The following is a 12,893-nucleotide window of genomic DNA, read 5'->3' as shown; positions in this document are numbered from 1 at the left end:
AACATAAAAGTTCCATTGTTGATTTAGATTATGTGGCCCTTGTTGGGCCTTTTTTTTTCACGATTGCCGTTTTCAGGGGTTTATGGCAAATTAATTCTTTCGAATTATCTGCGAACCGTTTCATAAACTGATCTTCCATTTTTGAAGAGCCAAAAGATGGGTAGTGAAATAAATTTCCAGTCGGACCGGTCCAACGATGTACAAGCCGAAATTGAAGGCTTAAAGGACCTGATCAGGAAACATGATCACCTTTATTATGTCATGGATTCTCCAGAAATCTCGGACAGGGAATATGATATCCTTTTCAGAAAACTTGCACAGTTAGAAAACAAGTATCCCGAATTTGTGACACCTGATTCACCTACTGTGCGGGTAGGGGGGAAGGCTTTAGACAAATTCGATCAGACGTCTCATGCTATCCCCATGCTTTCTCTATCAAATATCTTTGACGAAGAGGAACTGATTGATTTTGACGCAAAGACGCGCAAACTCCTTGGCACGATAGGGGTTGTCCCTTATCTCGTTGAGCCCAAGCTGGATGGAGTAGCAATAGAGTTGGTTTATCAGAATGCGCTGCTTGTGTCGGCAGGGACTCGCGGGGATGGCACGACAGGCGAGGATGTCACAGCCAATGTCAAAACGATAAAGTCGATTCCATTGGGCCTCAGAGCTTTGGGACCTCTCTCTGGAGCGTCTCTTTTGGACATTAGAGGCGAAGTCTTCATGAGAAGATCTGATTTTGATTCTCTAAATAGGGAAAGAGATGAAATGGGACAAGCCTCGTTCGCAAATCCCAGAAACGCTGCCGCTGGGTCATTGCGTCAACTTGACCCTTCAATAACCGCTCAAAGAAGGCTTAGATTTCTCGCCCATGGAATTGGAAGGATAGAAGGCGCGTCAGTAAAAACCCAGATTGAGTTGCTCCATGCTTTGTTTGATCTTGGAGTCCCGGCTAACCTGGAACATACGATGCTCTGTCACGGGGTCCAAGCCGTTCTGAATCATTATAAGACGTTAAATGAAGTTCGAGATAAACTGCAGTTCGAAATTGATGGAGCTGTGATAAAAGTTAATCCACTGGATTGGCAATCTGAACTTGGGACAAAGAGCAGATCGCCAAGATGGGCCGTCGCCTACAAATTCGAACCCATGCAGGCGGAGACAAAAGTCGTTCGTATTGAAGTTGGAGTGGGCAGAACAGGAGTTCTAACTCCCGTCGCCATCATGGAACCGGTAAACGTTGGAGGAGTGAGGGTGAGTAGAGCTACACTTCACAATCAAGACGAGATAGACAGGAAGGACATAAGAGAAGGCGACATCGTAGTGATTCAACGAGCCGGTGATGTCATACCGGAAGTTGTGAGAGTAAAATCCGAATTCAGAGACACGCACAGCCTCCCCTATACTATTCCCGACCAATGTCCGGTCTGTGGTTCAGATGCAGTGAGACTGGAAGGGCAGGCTGCGAAAAGATGTGTCAACTCTTCATGTCCGGCTCGATTGAAAGAAACTATAAAGCACTTCGCTTCAAGGGACGCCATGGACATTGAGGGGCTTGGAGAAAAACTCGTCGAGCGCTTGGTTGATGAGCGTCTTGTCAAGGACCCCGCAGACATATTTTACCTTGATGTAGACACTCTGACCGTGATGGAACGAATGGGAAAGAAGTCCGCCGGCAACTTGATCAATGCTATAGACAGGGCCAAACAGGTCTCTTTGGACCGTTTCATCTTCAGTCTTGGAATCCCTCTAGTTGGGGCCAGTGCAGCGAGATTGCTCAGCCAATCTTTTGGGGATCTTGAATCATTAGCGGAAAAGGACTCTATCGAATTGAGGAAAATTCCCGGAATTGGTCCGGAGGTGGCGCAATCTGTTGTGTCTTTTTTCACTGAACAGCGAAACAGGAGAATGATAGAAAGACTACTTTCCGCGGGTGTTTCTCTGAAAAGGGAGAATAAACCGGCTAATGTTGAAGCTGGTTTTTTTGAAGGGAAAACGGTAGTTTTTACGGGATCAATATCCATTCCCCGGAGCGCTGCGAAAAAAATGGTTGAAGATGCAGGCGGAATAGTAGGATCATCAGTGTCCAAAAAAACTGACTTTGTAGTTGTGGGAGAGGATCCGGGCTCCAAGCTTGAAAAAGCCCGAGAGTTTGGCATCCGAATTCTATCCGAAAATGAGTTTATAGCCTTGACAGGAGTTTCGGATAAACAGACATAGGGGATTGGGTTTGGAAACCATCATCTGGATGAAGTGTTCTGTGATGGCGCCAATTTATTTGACGGGCGGTTTAAAAAATGACATCCAAGATCAGACGCCGGGTCGTAGTCAAGGGCAGAGTACAGGGAGTGGCTTTTCGAGCCTATGCCAGGTCCGCAGCGAGGGAAATAGGAGTATTGGGCTGGGTCAGGAATCTACCGGATGGCTCTGTAGAAACTGTTCTTGAAGGTGATCCTGAGCGTGTGAGTCTGATGCTTGCGTGGTTGAAAAAGGGGAGCCCTCACGGGCGGGTGGATGATGTCGTGATCATCGAAGAAAAGCCATCAGGAAGCTTTGTAGATTTTGACATTGTTTTTGACACGTGGGAATCGTGGCGTGTCCGCTAAAATCCTGAATTTAATTTTTCTCTTAATTTGGTCTCTGACGTTTTGTTTATATGGATCAAAAGTAAGTAGCGCTTCGATGTTATGCCCCTCAATAATAATTGATTTGCTGCTTGGTGAACCTGTCCCTATCGAAACAGCGCTCGATGACATGTCCGGAACCCGGATAGTCTATGTAGGTGAGTTTCATACCATAAAGCGTCACCATGAACTAGAAGTCGATATTTTACGGGGTCTCGCCCAACGTAACCCTAATGTCTCACTTGCCATGGAAATGTTTACGGCGGGACAACAGCCAGTTATTGATCGCTGGTTGTCTTCTGGAGAACCGGTATCGGTTTTAGTCAATAACCTGGGTGAAGATCGGTGGACGAACCTGATGGACTATGCGCCTGTTCTTGTTGCAGCTAGAGATCTAAAAATTCCGGTAGTTGGTTTGAATATTTCGAATGGAATTGTTCGCAAAGTGGCACGAGGAGGATTGGAATCTTTATCCCAAGACGAAAAAGCTCTGGCGCCTCGCGACGTAGAACCCATTAATCCGCTCTATGCCAGAATTCTGTCACTTAAGCTACAGGTTCATCGCGCATTTCAAGAGAAATCCCTTAAGAGGATTATTTTTGCTCAGGCGTTGAGAGATACTGTAATGGCCTCGAATATAACTCGATATCTCGAAGACCCCACCACAAAGAACAGGCTGTTGGTAGTAATAGCAGGTAGTGGACATCTAAACTATGGGTTTGGAATTCCTGAAAGGGTGAAAAGTCGCATTGATGTAAATTTCCGAATAATTTTACCCTCTGAAAGCGGTGAACTCGAGCTTTCTGAAGCTGAGAAACAACAGGCGGTGGATATAGAGATATCTCATGAAGACTTGAGCTTCATAGATAAACCGATTGCAGACTATTTGAGTGTGCTTCCCATCAAAAGCGATGGTAGCGATCAAATCAAGGACCACAGGAATATTGCTGAGAAACAACCTGACAAGAATTGAAAGAGTAATTGAGGTGGAAAAATGGCAGGAAATTGTATGACAGGGGCGCTTCCGAGACTTCTTACCAGCGCTATTGGCAGCATGCCGCATACGGACGCAACCGCAGCCGTTGATCTAATATTGAATTCATTGAAAACAGCTCCCCATTTGCCTCAACTCTCAAGACGCGACCCTCGTGAACAGATGTGGATTCAATTTTCTGAAAAGCTCCCTGGTTTCCAGGTTGATTTAGAAAATCTCAAATATTTCTTTGACACTTCTGACGAGTCATCCGTTTCCGTCGAGAAATTTTACGAAGAATATCTTAAAATTCTGGAAGGATCGCCCAGCGAAGCCTTTGAAATCACCAGGGACTATGGACTCGGCATCGAACTGTTTATAGAGCGGCTGATCGAGGAGCGTTCCAAATCTTCGTTCCTAAAAGCCCAGGTTACCGGCCCGTTAAGTTTTGCCCTGTCCGTTACCGATGAACATGGCAAGCCGATATTTTACCATCCTGTATTCCGGGACATTGCGGTGAAGGGAATGGGATTAAAGGCAATGTGGCTGGTTGAAAAAATGAAGCCATTTTCGGATAACGTAATTTTATTTTTTGATGAGCCGAGTCTCAGCGCTTATGGTTCTTCAGCGTTCCTGGGAGTTTCTAGCTCGGATGTCATTGATTCTCTCAACGAAGTTTTTTCGATGGCCTCTTCCGTTGGCGCAATCACAGGGGTCCACTGTTGTGGAAACACCGACTGGTCGTTGCTGATGCAAACAACAGTGGATATTATAAATTTTGACGCTGTAGACTATCTGGATTCTTTGGCGATCTATCCCAAGCAATTGTCGAATTTTTTGGAGCGTGGCGGTGTCCTGGCGTGGGGCGCAGTCCCAAATGATTCCAGAATAAATCAGGAATCCACAGATTTGACATTTGAAAGACTTCGTAAAGGCTTGCTTCTTTTAGAGGAAAAAGGCATAAACAGGGAACTGCTACTGAACAATATTATAATTACGCCGGCCTGTGGTTGCTCTAGCCTGACTATCGAGGAAACCGAAAAAGTCTATTCTATACTATCTAAAATTGACGAAACGAAATTTGAAAACATCTTTAACAACTAGCGCAATAATTTTCTTGGAAAGGAAACAACATGGGAATAACCCTTGCGGTTGCAGGAAAGGGCGGCGTCGGGAAAACGTCTATTACATCACTGATAATCAAAAACCTTATAGATAATGGTCAGAGGCCTTTATTAGCGATAGACGCGGATTCAAACTCAAACCTTCATGAAGTCCTTGGGATACGGGAACCCAAAAGCGTAGGGTGTATAAGGGAAGACGCGAGGAAGATGGGTGAGGACATCCCAGGGGGCATGACCAGGGACCGTTTCATGGATTACCAGATCCAGGCCAACCTTGAGGAAACTAAAGATTTGGACTTTCTGTCAATGGGACGTCCTGAGGGTCCAGGCTGCTATTGCATGGCCAACAATATACTTCGAGATGTCATATCCAGATTAACCACCAACTACAAGTTCGTAATTATCGACAATGAAGCCGGTATGGAGCACCTCTCGAGGCGAACCGAGGAGGAAGTCGACCATTTGTTCATAATATCCGATCCATCCCCAAGAAGCGTTAGGACAATAGGACGAATTTATCAGTTGATCGACGAAATGGAAGGCAGAATCCACAATCAGCACATAGTGTTGAGCCGTGTTCAGGGCACTTTGGCCGATCTACCTAAAACTACCCTTGGGGAAATAGAGGCTCTGCCTTCGGCGCCTTTGGCCCTGATCCCTTACGACGAGCAACTGGTAGCTCTGGACCTGGAAGGCAAGCCGCTGGTTGACATTCCATCTGATTCCATAGCATATCTTGCGGTGCGCAGGATGCTCCAGGATATAAACGTCTTGGGTTGATTGTTTCGTAAATACCGCCACAAATCCAGCCTGATCGAACCGCTATTCAACCTCGGGGTCAACTAACCGTCGATCCAATCTGCAGGTGGATTCGGGTGAGGAACATTTTTCTTTTCCCGAACCATCTCCGGTTCCTATGAATCATTACAAGGGAATATCGGATGAAAGATCGATGGGATTATGGAACTCTCGACTCACTGAGCTGTCTTAAATTATAAAAAGATTTAATAAAATGGTATAACATATACTAAATACATGTAAAACTTGACATACATTGTCTAATAGATTAATTAGTCATGGACTGACTGAAAGGGGAATTACCTATGCTCAACGCTTATCTGACGGCGCTTCCGGTCCAGAATTTGAACGATCAAAGCATGTGGGCAATCATAATGGGGGCCGGAATTGTCGTTAAATGCGTTATGCTGATATTGTTGATATTCTCGGTTATTTGTTGGGGAATAATACTCACAAAAGCAATCACTCTTTCAAGAGCGAGAAAACACACTCAGCTGTTTTTTGACGCTTTCCGGGAATCCCGGAAATTTTCCACGCTTTATACTGAAGCAAAACAATTTACGCATAGTCCTTTGGCGCACGTTTTCAAAGCCGGTTACGCGGAACTAAGCCGTCTTTCACGCCTGCAAGCCGGCGGACAAAAGGGTTCGACAGACGCGAACGGAGAGCCGGAATATGAACGGACCGGAATGGACAACATCATACGTTCCTTGCAACAGGCGGTCACAGCGGAAAGAGCCAGGTTAGAGAGAGGAGTAAACTTTCTGGCTACTACGGGATCTTCAGCTCCTTTCATAGGTCTGTTTGGGACTGTTTGGGGAATCATGGAGTCATTTCGTAATATAGGCGCGATGAAAAGCGCTTCTCTAGCTGTTGTCGCGCCTGGAATCGCAGAGGCTCTGATTGCGACTGCAGCCGGTCTGGCCGCTGCTATCCCGGCAGTCATTTTCTTCAACTACTTTCTAGGCCGAATAAATGTAATTTCTACCGAAATGGATAACTTTTCGTCAGAACTTATTAACATAATTGAACGAATCTACTGGAAGCGCAAATAACCTTGGGGCTTCACATAATTGAATTTCAGGAGGCTTCAGAATGGCGTTCAGCCTAAATCGAAGTAACCGGGCCCCTATGGCGGATATAAACGTCACGCCGCTTGTCGATGTGATGCTGGTGTTGCTTATCATTTTTATGGTAACGGCTCCCATGCTCCAGGAAGGGGTATCCGTAGAACTACCGTCAGCCAAAGGAGAACCGATCGAAAAAGCTCAGCAACATGATGAAATTATTATATCAGTTTCTGGGGACGGGTCGATTTTCGTTAACGATAGGGCAGTCACAGAAGATCAACTGGCCTCAAGTATCCAGGAGGCTACCAAAGATAAACCCAACCGGGAAGTTTTTTTGCGAGCCGATAAGAGCGTTCCCTATGGCAATGTAGTTAGAATCATGGGAAGCCTGAAAACCGCAGGAATTGCTAACCTGGGAATGATTACCACCCCTCAGGAGGATTCTGGTAAATCCCCTAAATGACCACGGAACTTCTGAAACTTGATAGTGGAGCCTCGCCCAGAATGCTGGCGGTATCGGCCAGTGTTCACCTGATTGCTATTCTCTTGCTCATTGTTGGAGCGAAGTACTTCACCGTCAGAGCTAAAATTCCTGATTTTAGCGTAACCAGTGTGAGGTTAGTCGAGTCAAAACCGTCCTCGAACGCTGCCTCCGCACAGACACCAGAACTACTTACTTCAAGCGCTCCGCCCCAGCCCTCATTCGAATCAGCAGAACCTCCTCGCAGGCCTAGTTTGGAAATAGAGAGGCTAAAAACTGTTTTTGCTAAAGCCGAAGCGCCTGCTCCCATTCAGATGAAAAAGAGGAAACAAAAGCCAGAAAAGATCGAGCCCAAGAAAAAAGTTGCGGAGACAAAACCGAAAAATGAGAAGCCAAAGCCCGATCCTGAGAAAACAAATGGCCAAAACGATTTCCTGGAAAAGCGTTTGGCAGCGATAAAAAAGGATCTGGATTCTAAGAAATCGGACAAGCCCACTAACAAAAGTCCCAGGGGACTCGATACACCCGCGGGCTCTGGTGGAAAAATGACGGGAAATAGTTCGTCCGGCGATGTAGAAATATCGCGTTGGTTTGAGGCTGTGCGAAACAGGATTAACTCCAGATGGTCGGTATTCGGGGATGAGCAGAGAGCGTCTCAAGTTACCATAATTTCTGTTCAGCTAACGGATGATGGTCGACTGCTCGAAGCGACAATAGACTCCAGTTCAGGCGACAGGTTTTTTGACAGTTCAGCAATGAGAGCAATCTACCAGGCTTCTCCGTTTCCTCCAATGCCGGCTGAAGTCTCTGACAAGATTCGATCCGCCGGAGGCCTAGCCCTTAGATTTACGCCCGGTGGGCTACAATGATATTTGAACAAGTGAACCGTATTACGAATATTCCTACCGGTAATCGTCCCTCGAGAATAATTCTGCTAAGCGTGTTTACCCTGTTCTGTCTATTTTGCTCTTCCGCCGCCGCAAAACTTCTACTGGATTTGGACAACCCAAACTTAGGTAAAATGCCGATTATGGTAGCGGACTTTCATAGTGGTCAACCGGGTTCTCCAAATGGGGCGGACATGGCTTCAATCGTTAAGAATGACCTTACATTCAGTGGCCTATTCGAAATCATTCCAGCTCCTCAACCCCTGCCGATGAATCAAAATGGTGAGCCCGACATTAACGCTCTTTCCAAGACTGGAGCGCAGGCTCTCATCATGGGCTCATTTCAAGTTAATGGGAATCAGTTGACCATCGAAGCCAAACTTTATGATATCGCTCTGCAAAAGCTAGACTTGGGCAAAAGATACACCGGCGCAATCACGGATTATCGTTACATGATTCATATGTTTGATGATCGGGTGATGGAGAAAATAACCAACATTGCCGGTTGTTTTACAGCAAAGATCGCATTCACAGATGACTCAAGAACGCGAGAAATTTTTACTATGGATTATGATGGCGCCAATCTCCGTCAACTGACTAATACACGAACGATAAATCTTTCTCCGGCGTGGGCTCCAGACGGAAAAGGCCTTATTTTTACTTCATATATCAACAGAAATCCCGATCTCTGGTACGTAACGTCGGATGGACAAAGGGTGATCCCCGTATCCCAAAGGAGAGGACTTAATGCGTCGGGACGTTTTTCTCCTGATGGATCCATGATCGCTCTATCCTTAAGTGTTAAATCAATACCTAAGCTATTTATTATAAATACCCAAGGAAACATAATAAAACAATTGACTAACGGTTTGGGAAATGATATTTCACCCACATGGTCGCCGGACGGCGCTAACATAGCATATGTTTCGGACCAGGCAGGAACCCCCCAAATTTATACTGTTCCGGTCAATGGAGGAGAACCTAAACGAGTTACTTTATCTTCCTCCTACAATACTGATCCGGATTGGTCCCCACGGGGTGACCAACTGGCATTTACAGCCAAGGTAGACGGTCGGTTTCAAATCTGTGTTATCAAGCCTGACGGAAGCGACTTTAAGGTTCTTACGAACAAGGGTTCCAATCAGGATCCCTCGTGGTCACCGGACGGGCGAATGATCACTTATCAGTCGAATTTGGACGGAGCAAAGCGCATCAGCGTAATGGATGCCAAAGGTACGGTTCAAGCTCCGGTTTCTGGAATTCCCGGTCGTAGTCCGGCGTGGTCTCCGAGACTCAAATGACGTGGGCTCGGGAAAAAGGAGAAGAAGAGCGATGGACATTCGGCGCCTTATAATCTATGTAGTGGCCTTCTCGGTAATAGCCGCTCTCACCAGTGGATGCGCCAGGAAGATAGTGAAGCAGAACGAAGGACCTGTCCCTGGATTTGGCCTGGCGGGACCAGGAGCCATTGCGGAAGGTGAACTTCAGGGTGTGCAAACAACTCTGAAAACGGTATATTTTGACTTCGACAATTACACTCTAAGCCCGGAAGCCCAAGCTGCGATAGATTACGACGCTGAGGTCCTGAAACGTTATCCGAATTTGAATGTTGTGGCTGAAGGTAATTGTGATGAGCGGGGAACGGCGGAATACAACCTGGCCCTTGGTGAAAGAAGGGCCGGTTCCGTGGTTGCAAGACTGACGGCGCTGGGAATTCCAAGTAATCGCTTGAGTACTGTCTCCTTCGGTTCAGAATTGCCGGTTGATCCGAATCACAACGAAGAAGCCTGGGCGAAGAATCGAAGGGTTTATCTACGTGTTGCGAAATAATGTAAAGAACATGACCCATGTGTAAAAAAACTCTAAAGATGAGGCTAAAAGCAAGATGACGCGCCTCATTTATATCATACCAATTTTCCTTGTCCTATTAAGTGGTGGCTGTTTAACCAGGACGGTTAATCCTTCTCTGCCCTATATAAAGCCAGCGAATTCGTCAAATCCCCAAGACACCAATGTGGCTGCAACCGCTACGAAAATTCAGGATCTTGAGGTGGAACTCCAGAAAATCAGAGACACGCTCGAAAGGCTCGAAGCTTCCGGTGGAGACAAATCAGTGAGAGCCCTTCAGGACCGGTTAAGTCAAGTCGAGCGACAGCTAGGCATTGACACTCAAAAGAATCAGACCACCGGTGTAGATGGAAACCAGAAAATCGCCTCAACTCAGCCGTCTGATTACAATGCTAAGGCGGGTAGCGGGGGCGCTCGAAAGTCTTCGGCGGATGCTGCTGCGCTAGGTCAGTCAGACGAGGTGACCGAAGTGCGGAACATGCCCTTAACGGCTGATGAGAAGGTCTACCGAGCAGCATACTCCACATTCAAAAGTGGGGCCTTGGAGAATGCGATAACACAGTTTGAGGATTTTTTAAAAAAGTATCCAAAGAGCCAGTTTGCGCCTAACGCAATCTACTGGATAGGCGAAGCGAGACTGGAACAGGGTCGTTTTGAAGAGGCGGTGCTCCTGTTTGATCGTGTGATTAAGGAATATCCCGGTTCCAAAAAAGAGCTTAGCGCCCAATTCAAACAAGGGCAGGCATTTGAGAAAATGGGTGATACTAAATCTGCAAAAATCATCTTTCAGAAAATAGTTAAAAATTTCCCACATACAGTTCACGGCAGACTAGCCGCCGCGAGATTAAAATCCATTACGGCGTCCTCAGAATAGCCCCAAATAGACAACTCCGATCATCATAATAGGCGGGCGATAAGCTTTCAAGCAAATATCACTGTTGTGGATTGCCTTGTTGATGCTGATATGCTTGAGGGGCTGTCTGATATTGAGCTGGGGGCTGCATGCCCTGGGGCTGGTAAGATTGTTGAGGCTGCCCATACCCATATTGCATTTGCTGCTGGGGAACCTGTTGGGTTGGAGCCTGTTGTTGAGTGTATGGATAAGACGCTGCTCCCTGAGAGGGTGGGTAATAATTGATTATGGGTTGCTGAGGTTGAGCTACCTGGGGAGCCTGACCGGGCTGCTGTTGACCCTGAGGCATTCCGGAGCCGGAGTAATAGGGATTGAAGGTATAGGCCGGGTTTCCTGTCCACCATTGGCGCAGATCGCCCACCGCGGAATTGTCTATCGCGTCTCTGCTCGACGAGCCGGAAAACAAATAGTCCAGGAAAGCAAAGCTGGATGTAACCGGACTAAGAGAAACGATAACCACGATAATGACAAAAATCTTCTTCATTTATGACGATCTCCGTTCAGAATACCTTTCATCAATCCTATTATACTAGGTCGTGTTGAATGGGTCAAGAATTCGGAGATGATATGTCTAATTCTTACAGTGTCGCGCTATCAAACCCGTAGCATGAGTTGAATTGAACTATATGTTTGTGTGGATTGAAAGGGTGGATATTTGTATGAGCTAGCTTATTCCAAGATGAGCTTTGTCAATTGATCTGAGCCTCTTGTGAGCATAATGCCCTTCAAGACGTTCAATCTCTCATTCGTGAGAGAGGAGAACCGTAAAGCCAGAGGACCAGGGACGGTCTTAAGGCTCTTGACCATAGTGACTCTTAAGGGGTCAACGTGTTTATTATGAACGAGAAGTTGAAAATCAAGATGAGGCGCTGTGGCAATTCCTGTCATGCCCACTAAACCGATCCTCTGACGCTGTTTAACCCGCTGCCCCTTAGCGACGAAGAATCTCTGAAGGTGTCCGTATCGACTTTCAAAACCGCTGTCATGCTTGATACAAACATAATTTCCGTAGCCGTTGCTCCAGCCGGCGAAAGTGACGACACCGCCAGCGACGGCCCATACGGGAGTACCCTGGCTAGCCCCATAATCAACGCCGTTGTGTTTGCGCCAAACTTTGAGAACCGGGTGCAATCGATAACCATATCTTGATGTAACTCTGATGACACTGAGGGGAGATCTAAGGAAATTCTTTTTGAGTTCTACGCCTTTTTCATCGTAATACTCGTTGTTGAATAACACGGCGTATTTCATGCCAGTCTTCTTACCGTCGTAAACTGCCCCTAGAATACGGCCATAGCCCGATGGCCTGTCATCTGCGTACCGTCGTTCAAATAAGACCCGGCAAGAGTCTCCTTTAACGGACTCTGAGTGGAAATCTATATCCCATCGGAAGACATTGGCCAATTTTAAAGCCAATTCCAGGTTTTCTCCAGCGCTCAGTAAAGATTCGGTCAAGCTTCCCTTCATTTTAAAACAGACCACTTCCGTTTTGAAGTCGAGCACAACTTCTTCTTTCCATGACCGAAAACCGGCATCGTCCCGAGCCACATGGAAAACATGAGCGGGCTCCAGTTCTAAAACAGCCTGAAGGAAGCGCCCTTCGCTGTCTATAGTTATGCTGTAGCGTCTTCCAGCCGGCAAAACAGTTTCAGACGTGAATGGCGCACTGATGGAAGTCTGAATTGCAGCAGCTAGACTCTGCGCTATTTCTCTGATGGAGCGTTCGTCGGACAGGTTATCTGTAAGCACGGAAATTAACGTATCCCCAGGGGCCGTAACATCTGTGGCCTCCTGCGATCCGTTAAGAGAGGGATCTACTTCTTCCGGGGTCGACTTTTCGTTGCTTACCGCGCAAATTGGCTCTGACGAGGGGGATTCATAATTGGGGGATGTCTTTTTGATATCAGAATAAAGAGGGATGCTGAGTCCGATACTTGGGCCGAGGAAAACTGCTACACAGACCACAGATACACACGCCACTAACGCCAGAAGTCTGATCGGTAGTCGGTTTCGCGGCTTACGGAATTTTATGGAACCAGCCCGGTTGTCAACCATAGCTTTTGTCCATACCTCCAATTGCTGTGAAACTAGCATGAAAAGCAGCTTTAGTCAATTGGAATTTGAAATCTAAAAAAACTGAGAGATCGAGATCCTGTTTCATGGAACATATAAAGG

At 46.6% G+C, this 12,893-nt stretch carries 13 protein-coding genes; 11 read left to right on the top strand and 2 right to left on the bottom strand.

Annotated features, from left to right (window positions below):
* Positions 1–156 precede the first annotated feature (156 nt).
* The 11 genes from ligA (at position 157) to ybgF (ending at position 10,679) form a co-directional block, all read left to right on the top strand.
* Positions 157–2,220 (top strand): NAD-dependent DNA ligase LigA, encoded by a 2,064-nt coding sequence (gene ligA, locus WC647_07090; protein ID MFA6222063.1) that lies wholly within the window; start codon positions 157–159, stop codon positions 2,218–2,220.
* Positions 2,221–2,297: 77 nt separating this feature from the next.
* The gene (locus WC647_07085) at positions 2,298–2,606 is read left to right on the top strand and encodes an acylphosphatase (protein ID MFA6222062.1); all 309 of its coding nucleotides are present in this window, start codon (positions 2,298–2,300) and stop codon (positions 2,604–2,606) included.
* A gap of 76 nt (positions 2,607–2,682) precedes the next feature.
* Complete coding sequence (locus WC647_07080) at positions 2,683–3,597, top strand: ChaN family lipoprotein (GenBank protein MFA6222061.1); 915 nt, start codon at positions 2,683–2,685, stop codon at positions 3,595–3,597.
* A gap of 21 nt (positions 3,598–3,618) precedes the next feature.
* Positions 3,619–4,701, top strand: a complete 1,083-nt coding sequence (locus WC647_07075) for a methionine synthase (protein ID MFA6222060.1) — start codon at positions 3,619–3,621, stop codon at positions 4,699–4,701.
* Between the two features lie 29 nt (positions 4,702–4,730).
* Complete coding sequence (locus WC647_07070) at positions 4,731–5,501, top strand: AAA family ATPase (GenBank protein ID MFA6222059.1); 771 nt, start codon at positions 4,731–4,733, stop codon at positions 5,499–5,501.
* Positions 5,502–5,824: 323 nt separating this feature from the next.
* A complete protein-coding gene (tolQ, locus tag WC647_07065; GenBank protein ID MFA6222058.1) occupies positions 5,825–6,574 on the top strand; it encodes a protein TolQ in 750 nt (249 codons plus the stop codon).
* A 40-nt stretch (positions 6,575–6,614) separates the two neighbouring features.
* On the top strand, positions 6,615–7,052 hold the full coding sequence (gene tolR, locus WC647_07060) for a protein TolR (protein ID MFA6222057.1): 438 nt from the start codon (positions 6,615–6,617) through the stop codon (positions 7,050–7,052).
* Entirely contained in the window at positions 7,049–7,939 is an 891-nt protein-coding gene (locus WC647_07055) for a cell envelope integrity protein TolA (protein ID MFA6222056.1), read from the top strand. The genes tolR and WC647_07055 overlap by 4 nt, the downstream gene beginning before the upstream one ends.
* A complete protein-coding gene (gene tolB / locus WC647_07050; protein ID MFA6222055.1) occupies positions 7,936–9,258 on the top strand; it encodes a Tol-Pal system beta propeller repeat protein TolB in 1,323 nt (440 codons plus the stop codon). Before WC647_07055 ends, tolB begins: the two co-directional genes overlap by 4 nt.
* A 31-nt stretch (positions 9,259–9,289) precedes the next feature.
* Positions 9,290–9,787 carry a peptidoglycan-associated lipoprotein Pal gene (pal, locus tag WC647_07045; protein ID MFA6222054.1) on the top strand — a complete coding sequence of 166 codons (498 nt, stop codon included), beginning with the start codon at positions 9,290–9,292 and terminating at the stop codon, positions 9,785–9,787.
* A gap of 184 nt (positions 9,788–9,971) precedes the next feature.
* The gene (gene ybgF / locus WC647_07040) at positions 9,972–10,679 is read left to right on the top strand and encodes a tol-pal system protein YbgF (GenBank protein MFA6222053.1); all 708 of its coding nucleotides are present in this window, start codon (positions 9,972–9,974) and stop codon (positions 10,677–10,679) included.
* A 58-nt stretch (positions 10,680–10,737) separates the two neighbouring features.
* On the opposite strand, the gene WC647_07035 is transcribed toward ybgF, so the two are convergent.
* Positions 10,738–11,202 (bottom strand): hypothetical protein, encoded by a 465-nt coding sequence (locus tag WC647_07035; GenBank protein ID MFA6222052.1) that lies wholly within the window; start codon positions 11,200–11,202, stop codon positions 10,738–10,740.
* 185 nt (positions 11,203–11,387) lie between these two features.
* Positions 11,388–12,773, bottom strand: coding sequence for a M23 family metallopeptidase (locus WC647_07030; GenBank protein ID MFA6222051.1), 1,386 nt, complete (start codon positions 12,771–12,773; stop codon positions 11,388–11,390).
* Between the last annotated feature and the right edge of the window lie 120 nt (positions 12,774–12,893).

The sequence above is a fragment of the Desulfomonilaceae bacterium genome (assembly GCA_041662605.1).
Lineage (GTDB): Bacteria > Desulfobacterota > Desulfomonilia > Desulfomonilales > Desulfomonilaceae > CAJBEZ01.
Note: the sequence above shows the minus strand (reverse complement) of the source record. Positions and strands in the feature narration are given on the sequence as shown.

What these genes read in the sequence shown, in the direction of transcription:
- ligA (MFA6222063.1), top strand. Translation starts at nt 157, where the DNA reads ATGGGTAGTGAAATAAATTTCCAGTCGGACCGGTCCAACGATGTACAA.
- WC647_07085 (MFA6222062.1), top strand. Translation starts at nt 2,298, where the DNA reads ATGACATCCAAGATCAGACGCCGGGTCGTAGTCAAGGGCAGAGTACAG.
- WC647_07080 (MFA6222061.1), top strand. Translation starts at nt 2,683, where the DNA reads ATGTTATGCCCCTCAATAATAATTGATTTGCTGCTTGGTGAACCTGTC.
- WC647_07075 (MFA6222060.1), top strand. Translation starts at nt 3,619, where the DNA reads ATGGCAGGAAATTGTATGACAGGGGCGCTTCCGAGACTTCTTACCAGC.
- WC647_07070 (MFA6222059.1), top strand. Translation starts at nt 4,731, where the DNA reads ATGGGAATAACCCTTGCGGTTGCAGGAAAGGGCGGCGTCGGGAAAACG.
- tolQ (MFA6222058.1), top strand. Translation starts at nt 5,825, where the DNA reads ATGCTCAACGCTTATCTGACGGCGCTTCCGGTCCAGAATTTGAACGAT.
- tolR (MFA6222057.1), top strand. Translation starts at nt 6,615, where the DNA reads ATGGCGTTCAGCCTAAATCGAAGTAACCGGGCCCCTATGGCGGATATA.
- WC647_07055 (MFA6222056.1), top strand. Translation starts at nt 7,049, where the DNA reads ATGACCACGGAACTTCTGAAACTTGATAGTGGAGCCTCGCCCAGAATG.
- tolB (MFA6222055.1), top strand. Translation starts at nt 7,936, where the DNA reads ATGATATTTGAACAAGTGAACCGTATTACGAATATTCCTACCGGTAAT.
- pal (MFA6222054.1), top strand. Translation starts at nt 9,290, where the DNA reads ATGGACATTCGGCGCCTTATAATCTATGTAGTGGCCTTCTCGGTAATA.
- WC647_07035 (MFA6222052.1), bottom strand. Translation starts at nt 11,202, where the DNA reads ATGAAGAAGATTTTTGTCATTATCGTGGTTATCGTTTCTCTTAGTCCG.
- WC647_07030 (MFA6222051.1), bottom strand. Translation starts at nt 12,773, where the DNA reads ATGGTTGACAACCGGGCTGGTTCCATAAAATTCCGTAAGCCGCGAAAC.